10 protein-coding genes are annotated in these 19,618 nt (G+C 34.9%); 1 reads left to right on the forward strand and 9 read right to left on the reverse strand.

The features are described 5' to 3' along the window. Positions 1 to 59: 59 nt before the first annotated feature. Positions 60 to 767 (forward strand): 23S rRNA pseudouridine(2604) synthase RluF, encoded by a 708-nt coding sequence (rluF, locus tag LGQ02_RS20905; RefSeq protein ID WP_226516199.1) that lies wholly within the window; start codon positions 60 to 62, stop codon positions 765 to 767. Between the two features lie 252 nt (positions 768 to 1,019). On the opposite strand, the gene LGQ02_RS20910 is transcribed toward rluF, so the two are convergent. The 9 genes from LGQ02_RS20910 to LGQ02_RS20950 all read right to left on the reverse strand — a co-directional run bounded on the left by LGQ02_RS20910 (position 1,020) and on the right by LGQ02_RS20950 (position 19,616). After that, positions 1,020 to 3,482 (reverse strand): S8 family peptidase, encoded by a 2,463-nt coding sequence (locus tag LGQ02_RS20910; protein ID WP_226516200.1) that lies wholly within the window; start codon positions 3,480 to 3,482, stop codon positions 1,020 to 1,022. A gap of 2 nt (positions 3,483 to 3,484) precedes the next feature. Beyond that, a complete protein-coding gene (locus LGQ02_RS20915) occupies positions 3,485 to 4,459 on the reverse strand; it encodes an AAA family ATPase (protein ID WP_404802373.1) in 975 nt (324 codons plus the stop codon). A gap of 151 nt (positions 4,460 to 4,610) precedes the next feature. Then, complete coding sequence (locus tag LGQ02_RS20920) at positions 4,611 to 5,591, reverse strand: restriction endonuclease (protein ID WP_226516202.1); 981 nt, start codon at positions 5,589 to 5,591, stop codon at positions 4,611 to 4,613. Positions 5,592 to 5,605: 14 nt separating this feature from the next. Further along, entirely contained in the window at positions 5,606 to 8,785 is a 3,180-nt protein-coding gene (locus LGQ02_RS20925; RefSeq protein ID WP_226516203.1) for a DEAD/DEAH box helicase, read from the reverse strand. A 26-nt stretch (positions 8,786 to 8,811) separates the two neighbouring features. Then, on the reverse strand, positions 8,812 to 11,307 hold the full coding sequence (gene pglZ / locus LGQ02_RS20930; RefSeq protein WP_226516204.1) for a BREX-1 system phosphatase PglZ type A: 2,496 nt from the start codon (positions 11,305 to 11,307) through the stop codon (positions 8,812 to 8,814). 50 nt (positions 11,308 to 11,357) lie between these two features. Further along, positions 11,358 to 14,843: a BREX-1 system adenine-specific DNA-methyltransferase PglX gene (gene pglX, locus LGQ02_RS20935; RefSeq protein WP_226516205.1), complete on the reverse strand. Its 3,486-nt coding sequence runs from the start codon at positions 14,841 to 14,843 to the stop codon at positions 11,358 to 11,360. A 48-nt stretch (positions 14,844 to 14,891) separates the two neighbouring features. After that, positions 14,892 to 18,455, reverse strand: a complete 3,564-nt coding sequence (brxC, locus tag LGQ02_RS20940) for a BREX system P-loop protein BrxC (RefSeq protein WP_226516206.1) — start codon at positions 18,453 to 18,455, stop codon at positions 14,892 to 14,894. A 13-nt stretch (positions 18,456 to 18,468) separates the two neighbouring features. Further along, positions 18,469 to 19,017 (reverse strand): BREX protein BrxB domain-containing protein, encoded by a 549-nt coding sequence (locus LGQ02_RS20945; RefSeq protein ID WP_226516207.1) that lies wholly within the window; start codon positions 19,015 to 19,017, stop codon positions 18,469 to 18,471. Then, positions 19,014 to 19,616 carry a DUF1819 family protein gene (locus LGQ02_RS20950; RefSeq protein ID WP_226516208.1) on the reverse strand — a complete coding sequence of 201 codons (603 nt, stop codon included), beginning with the start codon at positions 19,614 to 19,616 and terminating at the stop codon, positions 19,014 to 19,016. The genes LGQ02_RS20945 and LGQ02_RS20950 overlap by 4 nt, the downstream gene beginning before the upstream one ends. Positions 19,617 to 19,618: the final 2 nt, after the last annotated feature.

Consider the following 19,618-nt stretch of genomic DNA (forward strand, 5'->3'; position numbering starts at 1 on the left):
AAAATAAGGTATGTTTGATAGAAGAATAAACAATTATTAAACGTAAGGTCGTGATTAACATGCGCATTAATAAGTATATTAGTGAAGCTGGAAAAGCATCTAGGCGAGGTGCGGACAAATTAATTACTGAAGGAAAAGTCAAAATCAATGGAAAACGTGCACAAATAGGTGATCAAGTCGAGCCTGGGGATGATGTCCTAGTAAATGGAGCACCGATTCGGGTGGCTAGAAATAATGTCTATATTGCCTTAAATAAACCTGTAGGTATTACAAGTACAACAGAAAAGAAAGTGAAGGGTAATATTGTTGATTTAGTCAATCATCCATTAAGAATTTTTAATATAGGACGACTAGATAAAGATTCAGAAGGCTTAATACTCCTTACGAACGATGGCGACATTGTTAACGAAATTTTACGGTCGGAAAATAAGCATGAAAAGGAATATATCGTTTCAGTAGACAAGCCAATTACCCCCGAATTTTTGAAGAGAATGTCTGAAGGGGTAAAAATATTAGGTACAAAAACCCTTCCTTGCGAAGTGAATCAATTATCAAAATTCGAATTCCAAATCATTTTAACGCAGGGGTTAAATCGTCAAATTCGACGCATGTGCGAAGAGTTAGGCTACGAAGTCTATAGACTGCAAAGAACTCGGATCATGAATATCCATTTAGGGAATCTTCCCCCTGGACAATGGAGAGATTTATCAAAGAAAGAGCGCACACAATTATTTAGAGAGCTAAACTATGAACCAAAGGAATGGTAAAGGCGGTTCTGTGAACTTGTTAGAGTTTTAAATTGATTTGGAGATAGGAGGGCAATGCATTCCTAAATAAGCATGCCCTTCACTTACCCCTCTTGCTGAAAAAGTAATACTACCCAACCAATTTTTCTCATAATTTTAAAGTACCTCAATTACTTATGATACGGTTCACCGTACCTATTTTTAGGGTAAAATAAAAATGCAAAGGGCAGAGACGAATACTACTGATTCGCTCACCTTTGCTTTTTAACTCTATTAATTATCTACTTGTATAGTTGTTTGTATATTGGTTTGGATTGGTGTATATAAATCGATGTCTTCTTCTTCAGACGAAATGGATACTATTAGAGAATATCTTACTTTCTTGTCCCATCTACCAAGCCAAGCTCTTTCTCTCCACCAGCCAATCGCTGGATAGACACCAATTAAATTACTGGTTGCCAGCTCAGCTGCTGTTCCTTCCCATATATCACTATGCGTTGAACCTAAGTGGCGACTTTGTTTCCCATAAAGCCAATTTACATTACCACCTGTACTGTCTATATCGTCGTCACTGTCTACTGCTGCATTAATTCTATGTAAAAAGGCTTCTTTTGTGTCTGTTCCGTTTACATCAAAACGAAGTAAGCTAGATGGGTACCTGTACCTATCTTTCCACCCAATTTCACCCGGCCCTGGTTCAACGAAATATGTCAAAGTAACTTTCATCATTATATTTGTGTCACCAAGGGCTAAAAGTTCTTCTTTAGGCCAAGGCAGTTCATGAATGTGCATATCTTTCGTTTTATAAGAGCTATTCACCTTATCATACGGCTGCAAGGCTGATTGTACTATTAAGTTAACACTATTATTCATGGAGTATATTGCTCTATCAAGATGGGGAACACCATATCCACATATCCTAAGCATCTTTCTATAATCTTCTTTTCTATTACCATCTAAAAATTGTTCTTTCATCATATCAGTCCATTCGGCTGAGTGAACCATTAGACCCTTGACAGTTTCCGGCCATGCATCTGGGTATTTTACTAGAATTTGTGATGCCATCCAAGCAGATTCTGCTGTAGCAGCACTTGTAGCATTAATAAAGTTAAAATGATTTTCAAAAGGTTGATGGTGAGTCGTTAAGGAAGATAGTTCCTCTGATGGATAGCAAGTGATAGAGTCTTTTAATACATTCCCGCCTTCCAATAATATCTCTGGTTTAATTGGCCACTTGTTATCCCATACTAATGATGTTGAACTAAAAGGGGATAATCCCCCATTAGGGGCTACAACCTCCAATCCTTCATATTCTCTTGAATCAACCTCTGTTTTTTCAGTATAAGCACCTACTGTTAAAGCATTCCACGATTGTCCTGGGTTTTGTACAGACAAACTTAAGTTACTTTCAGGGTAATTCTCCCAATCAGTATTATCCTCAATATTACCTGCTGAAACTATAAATAGCTTTTGTTCTTCATCAATATATCCCGACGTCAATTCATCAATCGCAGCTGACCATGAAGAAGGGCTGCCGTCGCCAGTTTCATATTTAGGCGCAGTAACTGCCATGCAAATAATTCTCTTTTTATGAGGATTATTTATGCAGTGTTGACTCACTGATTCTGAGGTAATTGCCCCATACAATTTAGGATCATTCTCTCCCTCTCGTGGCAATATTTTACTAGATTCTAAGCTATGTAATATTTTTATATTGTTTGGGTTTTCTAAAGCTCTTCTTAGATCTCCATATGCACTTACTCCAGCCATTTTTGTTCCATGGCCATTGTGATCATCTTTTCCCCACTCTTCTTTGTATGTCAAGCGATTTTCATCTTCCAATAATGGTTCAATTAGCACATGACCATTATTCACTCCTGTATCTAATATACATATCGATACATCAGAGTCATTATCAAATTCTATTCTTTCGAGAAGATCTTTAGCCCACTCCGATTGTTCTCTATTTGGTAAATCCATAAAAAAACTATTAACCTCTGCTGCTTTTCTTATTTCAGCTACATCTCCACTACTCATGATTATTTCTTTTAGTTGCTCCTGATTTGCTTTAACTAATATAACTGTTCTTTCCGGGAAACGTAATATTTCATCTTGAATTGGAAGTAATAATTGGTTATCAATTAATTCTCTAAATCGATCTTCAATTTCTTTTTGTTCACCACTTAACCATATTTCGCACCATTCAGGTTCCTCCTTAGGAATCCACCGTAGTTGACTAACTGGCCAAAAAGACTCAAGTACTGCTAATTTAATACTTTCAATACTATTAATAAGTGGTTGGTTTTTTGGTTTACCCGTTTGTGTTTCCTCTTCAAGGTATGCATCGATTTTGTTTAGGTAGGTATTTTCTTGTCCTTTTGGGACATATACTGTGGCCTTATTCACTTCTTTATCATTAACTTTCTGAGTACGTATATTTAATAAGCGTATCCCTTTTGATCTGTCTTCCAAACTCTTCGATATTAATTTGGATTCCGGTAGGCTCTCAAATTCAATATATGTTCCTTGTCGAATAGGTAATGAAACGGCTTTTCGTGCTTTTTCTAGTTCCTCGGTCTCTTTCCATAATTGTTCAAAATACCTTTTCAACCTCTGACCGTGATTTAACCTATTTCGTGATGTTAGATCTTGACTTCTTCCTGTTTGTCTTGAGGTATATGGTATAGAATTTATAAAATCTTCGACAAATAGATTATCGAACTTTTCTCTACTCATAGTTAAATTCCACCTCTCTGATATACTTCCTTCCTTTCAATAATCATCCTCATAATTAAGTTTTCATCAATATAACCTGACCCATTTAAAATAGCTTCTTTAACTGCATTATTACATGCCATAGTTATATCAGCATGACTAAGTGTCAACGCCTCATCTGCAACCTGTTCAAGTGACAATAATTTATGATTATAAGATCCTATTTTGTTCCTTATTAAATTAGCTACCTGTTCTCTATCTGGTAAAGTATAATGTATAACATCATCAAATCGACGAAACAGTGCTTGGTCTAAGAGTTGGGGGTTATTTGTTGCTGCAACTATAATACTGTCTGATTCATCTTGCTCAATAAATTGCAAAAACGAATTTAATATTCTTCTAATTTCACCTACATCATTATCTAAGCTTCTTTCAGTACCAATGGTATCGAACTCGTCAAACAAATAAACTGCTTGATTATGTGATATAAAATCAAATATTTGACGAAGTTTTACACTCGTTTCACCCATATACTTTGTCAATAATTTATCCATAACAATAGTGCATAATGGTAACTTTGCTCTCCCTGCTAATACCGATGCAGTTAAAGTTTTTCCAGTTCCCGGATTTCCAGTTAATAATATTTTTCTTCTGTTATTTAATCCATACTTCTTTAATTTGTCTCTTTGCCAATATTCTAATAGTATTTTTTCTATTCTGTATTTTATTTCATCATTAACTACTAAGTCTGTCAGTTTTCCATCACTTAGTTCAGTTCTCATTAATCCATCAAGTTCTTTGTTAAATGGAATAATTTTATTATTTTTTTCATAATATTTATCTAGTATCCCTCTTAAATCCCGAGCAAAAGTTTGGTGACCTTTTTTAGCTTCTGAAGCAGCAATTTGCAGTACTACAGTTCGGAACCTGTCATCATTACTTTCAAAGTGAGATCGGACTAACATTTTTATTTGTTCAGCTGTCGCCAAAGTAAACACCCCCTTTAAAGTATAGTATTGGTTATAATAAGTGAAGTTATAAGAAAAAGACGGCCTCCAAGGATTCACTCCGTTAATATTCTTAATTCTTTTTTAGGTTACTATAAAAAGACGAAACAAAACAGTTACACATTTCATTACTAAATTTTAATTACTCAGGCACATACATCTTCTGCAATGGCAACAACGCCCTAACATCATTCGGCATTTGCTCATACCACTTTACAACTAAATCAACAAGTTCCTCTAAATCTACTAACCTAACAGAGTTATGCTTAGCTACCCCTTCAGCATGAGATGTAAACCCACCAGTAGAGACAAACAAACTATTAGCTTCAATTGGATTCGCTCCAAGCAATTGCTGAATTTCTGGTGCTGATGCTGAAGACTTTCGGTGCTTTACTTGCACCTTAATAATAGGTTTTTCGAATCCAAAGGCATCTTTATACGCCAATACATCAATACCACCATCAGGCCCCTTAGGACTTACTTGAACGTTGTAGTCCATTGCTTGTAAAAGTCCACCAACTAATTCTTGCATTTGCCAAGGATCTAATTTATCTACTTTATCTTGTACCATTACTAAAGCTTTATTAACTAAGTCTTGTATTATTTCACTTTCTTCTACTTCATCTGTTTCTTCAGGTTCCACAAAAGGGTGTTCTAGTAACTGTTCAATCTCACTTCCCCAATCATCGACACGAAATACCGTTAACACTGAACCTAAACTGTTTTTAGCTGCTTGCGACAATGTATCTCTTTCAACTGTAATCTCTTCCCAATCTACTCTTATATTATTTGGGTAAGCCGGATCTCCAACAGATTCATTGAAAAAATGCCCTTCAGTAACGGTTCCTACTAGATATTCTCTGGTTTCTTTAAAATAGGTTATTATCTTATCTCCTTTTTTTATTTCTCTACTAAAACGCCACACTTGATTAACCCAACTGTTCCTAGACTTTGGTTTGCTTTCTGAATAAACCTCAGCAGCCTTTTCAATCATTTCATCCTTAAGTTGAAATTGTTTTGGATCCCCTAACTTTGGCCATCCAATCGATGCAATTCCTTGCTCTTTCCATACTGGAATTAACTCGTTGTCATCACCAGCTCGAATCATCCACCATCTCTTCATTGTTTTATCCCCCTTTAAATAAACATTAACCCTTGCTCTAACCGATGTTCTGTAATTTCATTATTTATCATCTCATACACATACACACGGCTCTTTATTGGCTCATAATCTTCTTCTACTAATTGCTGTTTAAATAAATGTATATCATTCGTTACCACAATCAAACGACTTTCACCATCTGCTTCTTCACTCATGAAATCAACTAAACCAAATGCTGGTTGTGTTCTGACGTTCATTCTGCCATGTTTCATTTCATAATCTTCAATCAAATTAAAATAGTCTTCAGGTACAACTCGACCATTATCCACACCATTTGGCTTAACTTTAAATTGGGCTATTCGTTTAACAGGCTTCAGTTGAATGGATCGCTCACGATCAATTTCACTTAAGCGGTCTTTACTTCGATCTTCCATTTCATCGATTTGTGCATACGTTTGATTGATTAAAGCGCTATTTTTACCTTCTACATTTTCTTCTTGGTATTTCTTCAAACGGTCTTGTAACGTTTCCATTTGATCTTCAAATGATTTTCTTAAGAAAACGCGTTTACGATTTGCATAGTCTTCACGCTTTCGTTGAATTGTTTTGAGTAGTTTTCTTGCATGTTTAATCACATGTCGTTTAATATCTTGTTCTTCATTTTCACAAGTGTTTGTGACATCTAGTGTTTGATTAAACAGTAGGTAAGGCGATATTTGAATAAATTCTCCATCTACACGTTTTCCTGTTAGCATTAGCTTTTGTTCAAGCTCTCGACCATTACCGTCAACAACTGTCACTTGATTCAATTCCATTGTCATCGCTTCTAGAGTGGATGCTGTAACCTCATACAATGGTAAAACAGCTTGTTGCATTTCTTTTGATGTTAGTTTCATGACCAAGCTAAATAACGCGTCGTCATTTTCAACCATTGATAATATTTCTGTTTCCTTCATTGATGTTAATGCAAACCGAATAGATTCATCAAAATTGAACATTAATTTTTGGTCACGTGCAAAATCTCTGATTCGCTTAGGAAAACGGTCAATACGAACTGTAGATTGATCAGCAGACACACTCATTCTTGTTCTAGTATTTTTCAGTCCACCAACTACAAATTGCCCATAAAAACGATTCGGAATACTGTGAATGGATACCTCATCAAACGTTCGCTTAGCACCTGGCAAATCAAATTGATCATCTAATCGTTCATTTTGAGCGAGTTCCAGTAACCGTTTATGTTCTTCCGATAATGTCTTTTCCATATGTGCAATCACTTCATTTAAATCTTCTCGCCCTGTAATGGCTTGTTCCATGACTGAAGATAAATCCGCTTGACGATCTTCAAGAACTTCACCTACAAAATCATAGACTAAATCTTGTCCAAGGTCTTCTCGCATCTGTTCCATTTTGGTAAATAATCGAATGAGCACGTCACCTTCTCGTGTATTTGTAGCAACTAAATTAAAAACAAACACTTCATTCTTCTGACCAATACGGTGAATTCGTCCCATTCGTTGTTCTAAACGGTTCGGATTCCAAGGTATATCATAGTTTACCATTTGGTTACAGAATTGTAGGTTAATCGATTCTCCACCTGCATCTGTCGCAATCATAATTTGAACGTCATGTCTAAACTTCTCGACTTCCTCTTGTCGCCTGTCCATCGAGAAGTCCCCAACGATTTTCGCTACATCAGGGACATAGGCTTTCAATTTCTTCTCTAAATTGTTAAGGGTATCCTTGGATTCCGTAAATATTAAAATTTTCTCACCTTGAGCTAACAAACTGTCAGCGCCAAATAACGTCTTTTCAAGTTCTAAAAACTTCCGCTCATTTTGGTTCTGTCTAATGACATTTGCCTTACGTATTAGTTGATCTAACATCTCAATCTCGACTTGTAATTCATCAAAATCAAGTTCTTCAAACTCGCCTTCAGCATAAGCTTCAAATAGTTCTTGTTCTTCAAGAGAGCTATCTTCATAATCTTCATAGTCCAACATCATTTGTTGAACTTTCTGTCCTGTTTCTAATACTTTTTGTAGACGTTCCTTACGTCGTACTAGCGATAAATAGATCGCTTCTACTGATGAGCTTAATCGTCTTTGCAAGATCATCATAGCAAAAGCAACATTAGGTTTGTTATTTTGCTTTGCACGATTAAAGTAATGCCTGACATAGTCCGTGACGGCCTCATACAAATCAATCTCTGCATGACTTAAATTAAAACCCAACGTTTTAGTTGTTCGTTTTGGAAACAATGGTGTTCCATCAAAGTTCACCATATTTTCTTTTAAACGGCGAACGACATAAGGATTACTTTTTTCGAATATTGCTTCTCCACGATTGAGTTGGGAAAATATATCATGATCAACCAAACTCATTAAATGTCGGAAATTTTCTTTATCACCTTTATGGGGTGTTGCCGTTAAAAGAAGACAATGTTCTGTATGCCTCAATAGATTCTCACCCAATTGAAACATCTTAGTTCGTTTCACTTTTCGTTTCTTTTGCCCAACCGTATAAGCTGCCATCTTATGGGCTTCATCCACAATGACTAAATCAAAATGAGCATTCAAGATCATATTCTTAATATCTTCACGAGACGCCCAATACATTGAGGCAATAGCCTGTTGGTGCATATCAAACGGATTGATTTCACCTGATGCTTTCATGTAATCACGAGTAATAATGACAAAGTCTTCGTCAAACTTCTCTTTTAACTCCGATTGCCACTGTTTTAACACGAGTGGTGGTACTAGTATTAATGTTTTTCGAATCATGTTACGTGCTTTTAATTCACGAATGAGCATACCCGACATAATCGTTTTACCAGCACCAGGGTCGTCTGCTAACAGATAACGTACTTGAGGCGCTTGTAACATCTTGCTATATACCGCTTCAATTTGGTGAGGCAGTGGAATTAAGTTCTTATTTCCTCGAACACGAGAGTGAGAATATTCTTTTTCTGTTCTTAACACATGGTACTGAAGATAATGTTGAAAGCGATCCTTTAATTGATCGGGCGCTTCATCTTCAGAATAATGCTCAACTTCTTGTAGTTGGTATTTCTCTAAGTAATTCTCAAAGTATTGATTCGACTCTCGCCCAACAGCTTCGACTAAATATAAACCGTCATCAATACTTTCAACATGTTTGACTTGAACGGGTTCTGGCCAAAACGAAGCTCCAACAATTTCACCTTTTTTAAGCACGTTAACACCTTCTTTTCCTTCTCAACTTAATACAATGCTTCATATAAGCGTAAAACAAATTCCTCTTCTAAGTATGGTTCATTACCTTTTTTCGTCACTGTTTCGATTATCAGCTTGCATGTTTCACCGATTTTATAATGTTTTTCAACTAGATTGAAATCTACTTGTCTGTTGCGCTCCCGGTTCTCACCTTTTAGATCAAACACAAGCTCCACCTCATTCGAAATTCGTTCGTTACCTTGATAAAAAGCTGTACGAACTTTTCGAGATGTATATTCATCTGAGATACTTTGCTCTTGATAAAAAGAAATTGGAACTCGGTAGTTGGTTATCACCTTATTAATCATTGCAACAGCAATACCTACAGGTTGAGCTTTGTCTATACGACGATACTCAATTAATGGAACCACCGCTTCTTGTGGCAACGCTCCACCATGAATAAACTGGAGGCCTCCACCTGTTTTGAATCTGTTAAGACTTTTCGCAAGTACAACTTCGGCATTTTTTAGTGGGCTTTGGCGTTCTGTTAACTTTATCGATCCCTCTGGGCCAGACAATTGGTGTCCAACCGCAAAACGACGACTGCCATCTATCACTTGACCATCAACAGCTGGAATCTTTCCATGCTCTTCAATTTGTTTAAATTGAAATAAGAATCCATGATCTGCTGTTATAAAGATCCGTTTCGCTTGGAGACGGGATAATCGATCAACTGCATAATGTAAATCCTTAATGGTATTTTGAACAGCTTCATACGTTTCATGTTCCGTTTTATTTGAGTCGCCATGTGCATCAATTCGATCATGATATAAATAAACCAACCGTTTTCCTCTTAATAACTGCTCCGCTTCACTTGATTTCATATTTAATAGATCTTTTAATTTTAAAGCTTCTGTCTGTGGTTCAATCGTTTTCAATGTCTTAAGACGATTATCCATTCCTTTCGTTGATTTTCCATCAGCATAAACCACACCCTTCTCATCGACTTCGAGTTCACGATGAGGTAATAACGATGCCATGCCTAATTGCGTATAAGTGGGAAAACTCGCTGCCATCGGTACTATATTTGATGTCCCATTCTCACGCTCCGTTAAATGTTCATGAAGCTCATAACCCGCTTCAAATCGCAATGCATCTGAGATAATCACAAAGACTCTTGTATTTTCCTTTTCTAGGATTGGACGGATCTTTTTCTCAAAAAACGTACGTTGTGGCATCAATTTCGATACGTAACCATCTTCTAACTTGAAATTCATTTCTTCAGCAATTCGTCGTAAATACTCATTTTCATACCAGTTTGTTAAGCGACTCGCAATTTCTTCAAGCCTGTCTTTCGTATCAAGATGAGTAAAATGATACATAAAATGACGATAGGCTTGATCAACTTCAAACATATGTTTAGCATAGCTCTCGTAATAATCCGTTTCTTGATACAGTCGATTAACAACAGCTTTTAATTTCTCCATTCGAACAGCTTCGTATAATGTTTCATATAAGGCTTTCAGTTTACCTTTTGACCCCCAGTGTGTCCTTGAGCGCTGATCAATCAACGCTAAACGTTCATCAACATTAATGGTTTGGTGATAGAGTTCATCAATACACTTCTCTATCATAAGGGTATCAACCACAGGGAATGTTTCAACCGAGGAATAGTTCTCAATATCTTGATTAACTAACTGATCCCTTACATGATAATGCTTTTCCCATTCTTTAATTTGTTCCTCTAGCACAATACGATCACCATGTTGTAGCCATTCTTCAACAAATAACGCACAAACATTAGGAGAAGAGGATACATATTGTTTGTCCCATTCTTCTATCGAAAAATTGACACTTCGTTTAAAGTGTTGATAGATTAATACGTTTAATAGCTCAAACAAAGGTTCTTCAGCACGCTCTAATGTTATACCAAAATACCGGCCAATGATTTCAAAAGTACGTTCTAAAGAAAAGTTACGCTTAATCTGTTTCAAGAAGTCATTGTCTTCCATATGCAAACCATTCATAAGTAATTGGCGAGCAATCACTCTTATATCAGGTACAGGTGCCTTGACTAATACAGCCAATATACTTAGTTCAAACTGGTAATCATCAGCTTCTTCAGGCAATACTTTACCCAGCTTTATTTTACGCTCTTGACTACCGAAAAATAATGGATATTGTTCCATCATTGGACGTAACACATGGTCTGACACTTGTAAGTCTTCAGATAATATAGCTGTTTCATCTGCTTTAAATTCCGTACTGTAAGATAAAATATCCAACAACATATTATCTTTGTCGTTTGGTCTCGGTGCATCAGAATATATTAGAAATGAATCTATTGTACGCTCAAGTTCTATTTCCACTTTTAACTGAAAAAAGTTCCGGTCAGTCAAATGTCTAACCTCAATATCATCGAACTGTTCTTTTAGTTCATCTAGACTGACTTGATTCTGTGGATCATACCAAAAAATAATCGCTCGTTCTTTGTTAGCCATTTCTTGTTGTATTTTATCCTGTAACTTTTCAATCACATTCACGGCTTTCACCTCATTATGTAAAGAGAAAGAGGGAGATCCCCTCTTTCTTGTTATTTAATCTTAGCTAGAACTTTATCAAATTTGGCATAATTGACTTTGACACCATCATCTAAGTCAATGTCAATTTGTTCATTGGCATATGTCGCTAAATGCTTATCAAATTCTTGAAGTTCATCTAATTTCTTTTGATAATCTGTTTTCGATTTTTCCAAATTACGTCTATCCGTTGCTGACAAACTGGGATTAGCTAAACGTGTATCAATCATACTAATTTCGTTTTGATACTTCGATTGAATCTCTTGTAAATGTTCAAAACGAATCGTTGCCATCGTATCTGGTTGATAACGGTGCATATAAATAAGTGTACGTAACCCTTTTTGTTTCCCGGAATCAACAAACCAATAGATTGGTCGTTTCTGGTACGTTTTACAATGATCCTTGAAGAATTCATCTAAGAAATAACGACGCAAACGTTCTTCAGGTGTCTCATTTTTTTTCTTTTTTAACGATTCAGCTAACCATTGCATATTTTCACCAACAGTATCTGAGCTATATACTACTGATAAAAATTCTCTTAACCGGACAATAATATCATTCTCAAAGTAGTGGTCATCAGTTAGTTGAATGAGACCATCTGGATTCGGCTTGAATGTTTCATACTTCGATTCTTCAAACTCTCCACCAGCATAAGCGAGACCTTCAACATCTAATGAATAGCGCCCCATTACACAACCTATGAAATAAGACAAAAATGAACCAACAATTTCATTTTCATTGTATTTATTAGGTATATCCAAGCTATCCTTGCTGTCCAAGTTCACCCCATATAAATTAAGAAATTCCAAGTTTATATCACTTTCAATGTCATTAATCAGAAATGCTCTTTCTTCAATGTTTTTTTTATTGTTTTCACTAGCATCTTCTAATAACTTAAAATCTTTATTGATTAGCGAATGACTAGTAAAATCCCATGAAGTTTCAAACTCATCCCATTCTTTTTTGGACAGTTTAATCATTTCTTTGGTTTTCTCTACAATCCAAGAAAATTTTTCTGACTCCAAGATAGGTATTCTTTCAAGATCATTAATCTGTTTGTTCAGTGTTGGATTTATTATCTTTAAATATTGAGCTATTACAGGAGAATTTAATAGTGCTAATAAATATTCAACCTTATAATTATTATTTTTAATAAAGATTCCCTGAACTGCATCATCAAACATCTCATTTCCTGTCATTATACGACAGCTTGAACCTGCAGAAGTTATTTTTGAAAATACAATTCCTTTTTTAAACATATAACCTAAGTTTTGTGGTCTAGATTTCAGATTACCATTTGAATCTTTATAGTTCTTAATCTCGCATCCATCATTATGCCAATTTATTACTTTTTCAAGGTTTCCATACCATTTTCTAAAGCCCCCGCCTTTATGGCAAGGATACCATTTTTTGTCTAATTCTGACGTACCTCTTAGTTTTGAATTTGTAATAGGTACCTCAAACCAATATTTAATAAATTTATCAGTATTACCTGTTGCTAACCCCTTACGAATTTCTGCAATTTCCTTTAACAATGGCGCATTTTTAAATATATTATAATGATTTTGTGTTGCCCAATAAGCAATTGGCATACCTGGAATAGATGAAAATTGCCCATTATTTGTTTGATACCTGTATCCTAAATCAGGTGAATTAGCTGCTTCTTTAACATATTGGGCTTGATCACCTTTCAGTTCTGTTAATCGAACAAACTCACCAGTAAGATAATCTAATTGCTTGTGTATGACAAAAGTACAAATGGGTACTGTTGCTTCTTCAAAAGCTGAATACTCTAATTGAATCAAACTAGATAAATTGCCAATACCGATTAAATCTTTACGTAATTGTTCATGTGTTGATATAAACATCCAAGTATATGGTGTCATTAATGCTGAAAACCCATTTTCTTTAGCCATGAGTAAAGTCTTATAAATAAAAGCAGAATATAAATCAGTTTTGTAATTTTTATATTCTTTATTCATAAATTTCTTTAACAATGGATTATATTTATTGTGGTAGGGTGGATTAGTCACAACCACATCATATTTTTGATACAACAATAGCGTTTGTTCTAACAAAGGTAAAAGTTTGTCATTTATTTCTTTTAAGTATGATTCTTCAATTAAATTTTCTTTTTGATTATCTAAGTTATATATACGGTTAATCCATTTTTCATAAGGTATATCAATTGGATTTATTAATGAACCAAATTGTTTTCCTTTTTCATATTGACTTAACAATTCATATGCTAAAGACTTTTCAGCTTCATTTTCAGCAAAATGATTAATAGCTTCTTCAGATAGCGACTGATCAGCATCAACAATTTCATACACATTCAGTTTTGGACTTATCCCTTTTCGACTTAATCTTGAAATGAAGCGTGGTTGTTTTTCAGCTGCTTTCATTAATAACGCAAAATTTGCAATTTGTTGCGCACGTTTATCAATGTCTAAACCGTACAAGTTATTTTCTAAAATTAACTGTGGAATTTCTCTAGTTGGATATCCAGCTTCTTCATACATGTCATATAACATATCAAAGGCGTAAAGTAAGATATGGCCTGATCCACATGCTGGATCCATGATTTTAAGTTCTTCTAGTGAATCAAATTCTGGATATAAATGATGATTTTCTTCGTGTTTTAAATAATACTCCCAATGTTGTGCCAGTTGATTATTCTCATATTTTTCATCGTATAATTTGCCTAATGAATTCTGCACCATATACTGCACGATCCATTTAGGTGTGAATAATTGCGTAACAACAGGCAGATCTTCTTTTTTAACAGCATTGTTGCGAAGACCTCCAACCTGCTCCTTTTTCTCAGACATGTAGTATTGGTAAAGCCACCCTAGAACTTCTACATTATCTTTTTTGGAACCCTCTTCTTGTATTTGATAAAAGTTTTCATCAGACAAGTCATTTACTATTTTACGTATGATGGATTCCTGATCTAATAAGTAATCAGGTAACAATAATTCGGTATAATCTTCTATTTTTTCAAATAGGAAAGGTAACAATTGATTTAACGCATTACATTGTGCAATAAACAAATTACGGTAAGCTAGTTCATTATTACCTTTTTGTAGCCATTCATTTGTTTGTTGACGATCCACATCTAAGTTCATCGTTTCATATTGAAGTAGAATATCAGGTTCATTTTTGCCTGTACTACTTGATAATACATTCACTCTATCAGGTAAATAATTATTTACTTCCATGTAACGAATTGCGATGATTCGGTTGAACCAAGTGTAAGCTACCTCTTCAATAAGCTGATTATATCTCACTGTGTTCAAACGTTTTTGTAATGTATGAACAGCCTGTTTCATCTCTATTGGGAAGGACTTACCATTAACAATTAATTGCCCATAGTTTTCTTCAATACTTAGTTCTTGATTATCATCTGTAATTCCAAATTGTCCTGCTTTTAATGACACTTTTTCAATTAAGTCACGTCTAGCTTCTACAGCAAATTTCTTTAGTTCGGCCTTATTCATTGTTTCACTCCTATTTTGTAGAGGAGCATATTGTTCAGCTGCCCCATGTTATGATTTTACGAAATAATGTGTTTGCAATTCTTTAATTAAAATTCTCTTCAATGATTCAATGGCACGTTCTAGGTCTTCTTCAGACTCAATTGTATTTGCTTGACTAAAGAAGGATTCATACAAATCTTTTTCTGTAATCGTCTTAGGCTCTCTTTTAACCGTATCTGATTCTTCTCTTAATTGATTGAGCATTTTACGTGCTTTTGATTTTGTTAATTCAACTATGTCAGTAAGTTGTTGTTGATTAATACGGGCACTTGATATACGCTCACTTTCTTTAATTTTTGTGTAAAGCTGATTGGCTCTATCTATTTGCGATTGAATATAATCAACAATCGTTTCATATTGAGAATACTGATTACGTAAGGCTTCAATTTTATTAATTGATTTATCGGATTGAACTAAAACTGCTTGTTTTTGCTTATCAGTTTCTTCTTGAATGAGAATTTGTAAATCATTTGTTAACTCTGGCAATCGGCTAATATCTTTTGTTGGCTCTTCCTGTAATAATATTTCCTTCATACGTTGAGCTAGTTCGTCTAACTCTTCATTATGAATGATTTCTAAGTCCTGTTGATGATCTTTTAAAGCTTGGACGGCTTTATCAAAGTTGTTAATAGGATTGCCTTCATAAAATCCTTGTAACTTTTCCAATACATCATACCAATCTTCAATGTCATCTTCATATTGAATAAATGTTCTACAAAATTGTTCTGGGTCGCGTATAGCTAGTAGTTTTTGTGTGTCATTTACAACTCTTCGAATGTCACTCTCACCTGGATAAGGGTATTCGATTGTAGAATCTTGTTGACGACGTCTATCTCTAATTCTTTCGATTGGTTGAACAAACTCTTCTTTAACTTTATTACGGATGATTTCCTCATACGCATCATAATTGTCATATGTTTGTGTAATAGAGAAGAAATCACGAACTAATGCAATCAAGTCCTGTTTGATTTGACTGTCCATCTCAACGATCGGTAGAACGACAATACGATCACGCTCAGATACTTTTTCCAAACGATCATAGAATTTGTTGGAATTCGGATTAAATGGTTCCCCTGCATACGTAAATCGAACCTTTCCAGCATTCATTAATCCCATTAATATACCGATGGTGTCTTGTTCTTCCCAGCCATAAGGCACTGCTTTGTATTTTTGTACAACCTGTTTTAGTGTTCTTTGGTCATGCGAACGTTCCAACTCTTCTATAAAATGCTTCACTTCATCCATTGCGTTCTGATTTAGATCACTGAACAAGCTTTGTTGACCTAAATTTTCAGCTATTTGCTCCCATTCATTTTTACCGTTTTTAAACGAAATCGGTTGTTCAATATAATGAAATTTCGTAAATGTGCTTCGAATTAACATATCCATCGCTTGGTCAACTTTGCTTTCAAAATTACCGCTAAAGTCACGACGTTGACCTTGAATATAAAATTTGGCATTCTCACAAGCTTTTGCTAATAGCTCTTCTGCTTTTTGTGAATATTCATCTACTTCAGCAAGCTTCGTCTCAAATATTCGTTTTTGTTGTTGAGTCGTAGTACTTGATTGTTTTCGACGTACATAACTATCGACTTGTTGAATATAGGCTAAAGCACTTTCGGCCTCTGCGACATGTTCCTTATCTAATAAGGTGATTAGATAACCTGAATTAGCTTGGAGTGCTGCTTCTGAATCAGTCATCCCTTCTGTAAATACTTGCATTGTTAACTCATGGTTCATTTGACCTTTTACGTAACTATCGAATCGTTTATTGTAATCAAAGTGTTTCGTTTGTTCATTATGTTTGTATTCATATTTAGGATGGCGATACATAACGTTGAAAAAAAGATTGCCTAAGCGCTCCTTTACAGCCGCTGAATTATACTCTTCTACACGAATTTCTCTATTGATTTCTTGTTCTTCGTCTGACAAGAAGGAGTACGAACCATCCGCATGTTGCTCAATGAGCATAGCTGTTTGTAGACGATTCAATGATTCTTTAATTTTATATTCTAACGGCTGACGTTCATCATAAACCGTTTCAACCATAAGGGTCGCAATATTACTAGGGGTTGATTTGATTTCATCGATTCCTTTGATTAAATATAGAACTTGTAATACTTTCACATCATATTCTTTTAAACCTTCATCATTACGTACTCGATCTTGAGCTCTAGCAATAGTAGCTGTAATTGATGATTCTAGGTAATCACGTATTGATGGGTAAAACTCTGCCATTGTAACCATATGATCGATGTCATAATTGGCATTTAATTGCCCCGCTTCCTGAAACGCCTTTAAAAGTGAACGTTCACCACGTGACGTGTGTTGACCACCTTCACCTAAATTTCGAATCTTAGTGAAAACCTTTTGTAATAACTCAATTTGATATGGAACAAATGGATAAAAGTTAATAAACTCACCTATTGAACGATAGCCTGATCGTAACTGTGTATTTTGGGTATCAAACGCTAAACGATTATGAATAAGCTTACCTTCTTGATCGTAAATTGTTTTTAAAGTATCTTCACCAACGTCTGTTTTCTCTAATAAACGCTTCTTAATAACTTCATCTGTATTTGCACTGGATAAATTAATTTTAGTTTCGAAACGTCCTTGAATCTTAGAGAAGTCTTTTGTACTGTCAAGATCTGAAACCGTGGCTTCTAATTTTTCTTGCGATGTCACAATAACCCACGCTTGACCTTGGCAAAGATCACCTAACTTTTCCGTAATAGTTTGTAAGTTAAGCATTAAGCTCGTATTATTACCTATATATTGTCCAATTTCATCTGCAAGGAAAACAAGGCGGTAATCTGGGCCTTGCTTTTTGCAATAATCGGCAACCAGTTCTGCAACGCGTTGAGCATCAATTGAAAACCATTCTCTACTCATGGCAAAGAAAGTTTCCGCTGTATCTTGATCATAACCTACTGCTTCTAATGCTTTAATAACTTTCTTCTTTCGCAATAAAATCTTTAAACGGAACTCTTCCCAAGTCTTATCGTTTTGGTCATAGATGGCTTGTTTAAATTCCTCGTACTTTCCATCTTCATCTAATTGACGTTCCATTTCTGCCACCCAAAGTGTATCTGAATAGCCTAGGTGGTTATTAAACACTCTTAGAAACACTTCAATAATCCGTTCTTTTTCCGAATCTTTTGATGAAGATGTAGAACGTGAATCAATGTTAAAAAGTAAAGCATCGGTTTTCTTCTCAGACACTTGTTCCATTATATTAAGTAACTCTTTATTATCCGTTTTATCCTGGAAGTAATTAGCTGGAGTTCTACTTGCAATTGTCTGATTATGTAACAAATAAGATAAGATTTTTAAGAAATGTGATTTACCCGACCCAAAAAAGCCCGAAATCCAAACTCCAACCTTTGTGGATGGCTGGTCATAAACAGCTAGATAATTACGATAAAAACGTTCTAAATAGTGTTCACTTTCTTCCGTAAGGACATACTCATCTAACTCTGTTTTTACTACGTTCTCTTCTACTTGTTCAGCTTGAACAACATTGTTAATAGGACGAAATATATCCTTTTTAAATAAACCTTTAATTTGCATTTGTCATACCTCCCTATGAAATCCGTGATAATTGATAATCATCTTCATAATCTAAAATGCTAAACAACTTAAGTCGTAACCCTGTAAACTCACCAGGATAAAATAGAACAATAGGCTTTTTATAACCTTTACTTGAGACAGATTTCAATAATTGACTGGATCGTAAAAATGGGTGAGCTGTCCCGACACCTGTAATAAAAATAATATCAGCATCTTCGGTTATATCTTTAAACTGCTGAATCATCGTATTACTTTCATTTAAGATTGGTTCAATAACATCATTTAATCCACGTAACCCTTCTTCCTCAGCTACTTCATATAATTCCTCACGTTCGTCTTCTTCAAAAAATGAAAGGAGGAACTCAAATAAATTTACTTCCTTAATATTTAATTTAGTTCGTTTTAACATATTTTTTATATAGACACGAACTTGCAACTCATCTTCTGGTGGATAGTCCAAAACAAAATGAGGAATATCACTCCCAATTCCTCTTGGTTGAATGAATCCGTCCAGATTAATTCGTTTTTCCATTTGTTCTAGTCGTTCGTATGTCGACTTCATGACTCTTTCACCTTCTCTAAAGCTGAAAAAGAATATAACAGTGGAACATTCTTTTTAGCGTAAGTTTTTAAATCCTGACTTAGATGGATTGGTTTTATGATGTATTTTGTCTGATCAACTTTCTCAATCATCCTTACTTCTAAATAGAACATCAGTAATGAATTTATCAGACGTTTTATGGTTTCAGGTCTCCACTCGCTAACCCTTTTACTAACATTCGCTTTATCTTCAAAGAAGTAATAAAAGTCATTACGATACAAAGATTCCTGCTGTTCATACTTATAAACAATAACTTCTACATAAAATTCTAGTGGCAATCGGTATACTTGAAGAAATGAATACAAAGTTAATGCCTTTCGATCATAATCATTAGCACTTAAGAAATGTTGCTTCATCTCATCATCAAGGGCAGCTGCACGGTTATATACCATATTAAATCGATTTTTAATGCTGACGGGACTTCTCAATTGAAATAAGTTTTTCTCAATCACTTCCTCCAAAATTTCTTTTTTTGATTTCCCTAGAAGCATCAGTTCAATGACTATTGCAATATCATTCTCTGACCATTTTTCCTTGGTAAATCCTGCTGAATACTCCATAT

Origin of the sequence: Bacillus shivajii (assembly GCF_020519665.1) — a bacterium.
In the GTDB taxonomy this organism is placed as follows: Bacteria; Bacillota; Bacilli; order Bacillales; family Salisediminibacteriaceae; genus Bacillus_CA; species Bacillus_CA shivajii.

What these genes read in the sequence shown, in the direction of transcription:
- LGQ02_RS20945 (WP_226516207.1), bottom strand. Translation starts at nt 19,017, where the DNA reads ATGAAGTCGACATACGAACGACTAGAACAAATGGAAAAACGAATTAAT.
- brxC (WP_226516206.1), bottom strand. Translation starts at nt 18,455, where the DNA reads ATGCAAATTAAAGGTTTATTTAAAAAGGATATATTTCGTCCTATTAAC.
- LGQ02_RS20910 (WP_226516200.1), bottom strand. Translation starts at nt 3,482, where the DNA reads ATGAGTAGAGAAAAGTTCGATAATCTATTTGTCGAAGATTTTATAAAT.
- pglX (WP_226516205.1), bottom strand. Translation starts at nt 14,843, where the DNA reads ATGAATAAGGCCGAACTAAAGAAATTTGCTGTAGAAGCTAGACGTGAC.
- rluF (WP_226516199.1), top strand. Translation starts at nt 60, where the DNA reads ATGCGCATTAATAAGTATATTAGTGAAGCTGGAAAAGCATCTAGGCGA.
- LGQ02_RS20920 (WP_226516202.1), bottom strand. Translation starts at nt 5,591, where the DNA reads ATGAAGAGATGGTGGATGATTCGAGCTGGTGATGACAACGAGTTAATT.
- LGQ02_RS20950 (WP_226516208.1), bottom strand. Translation starts at nt 19,616, where the DNA reads ATGGAGTATTCAGCAGGATTTACCAAGGAAAAATGGTCAGAGAATGAT.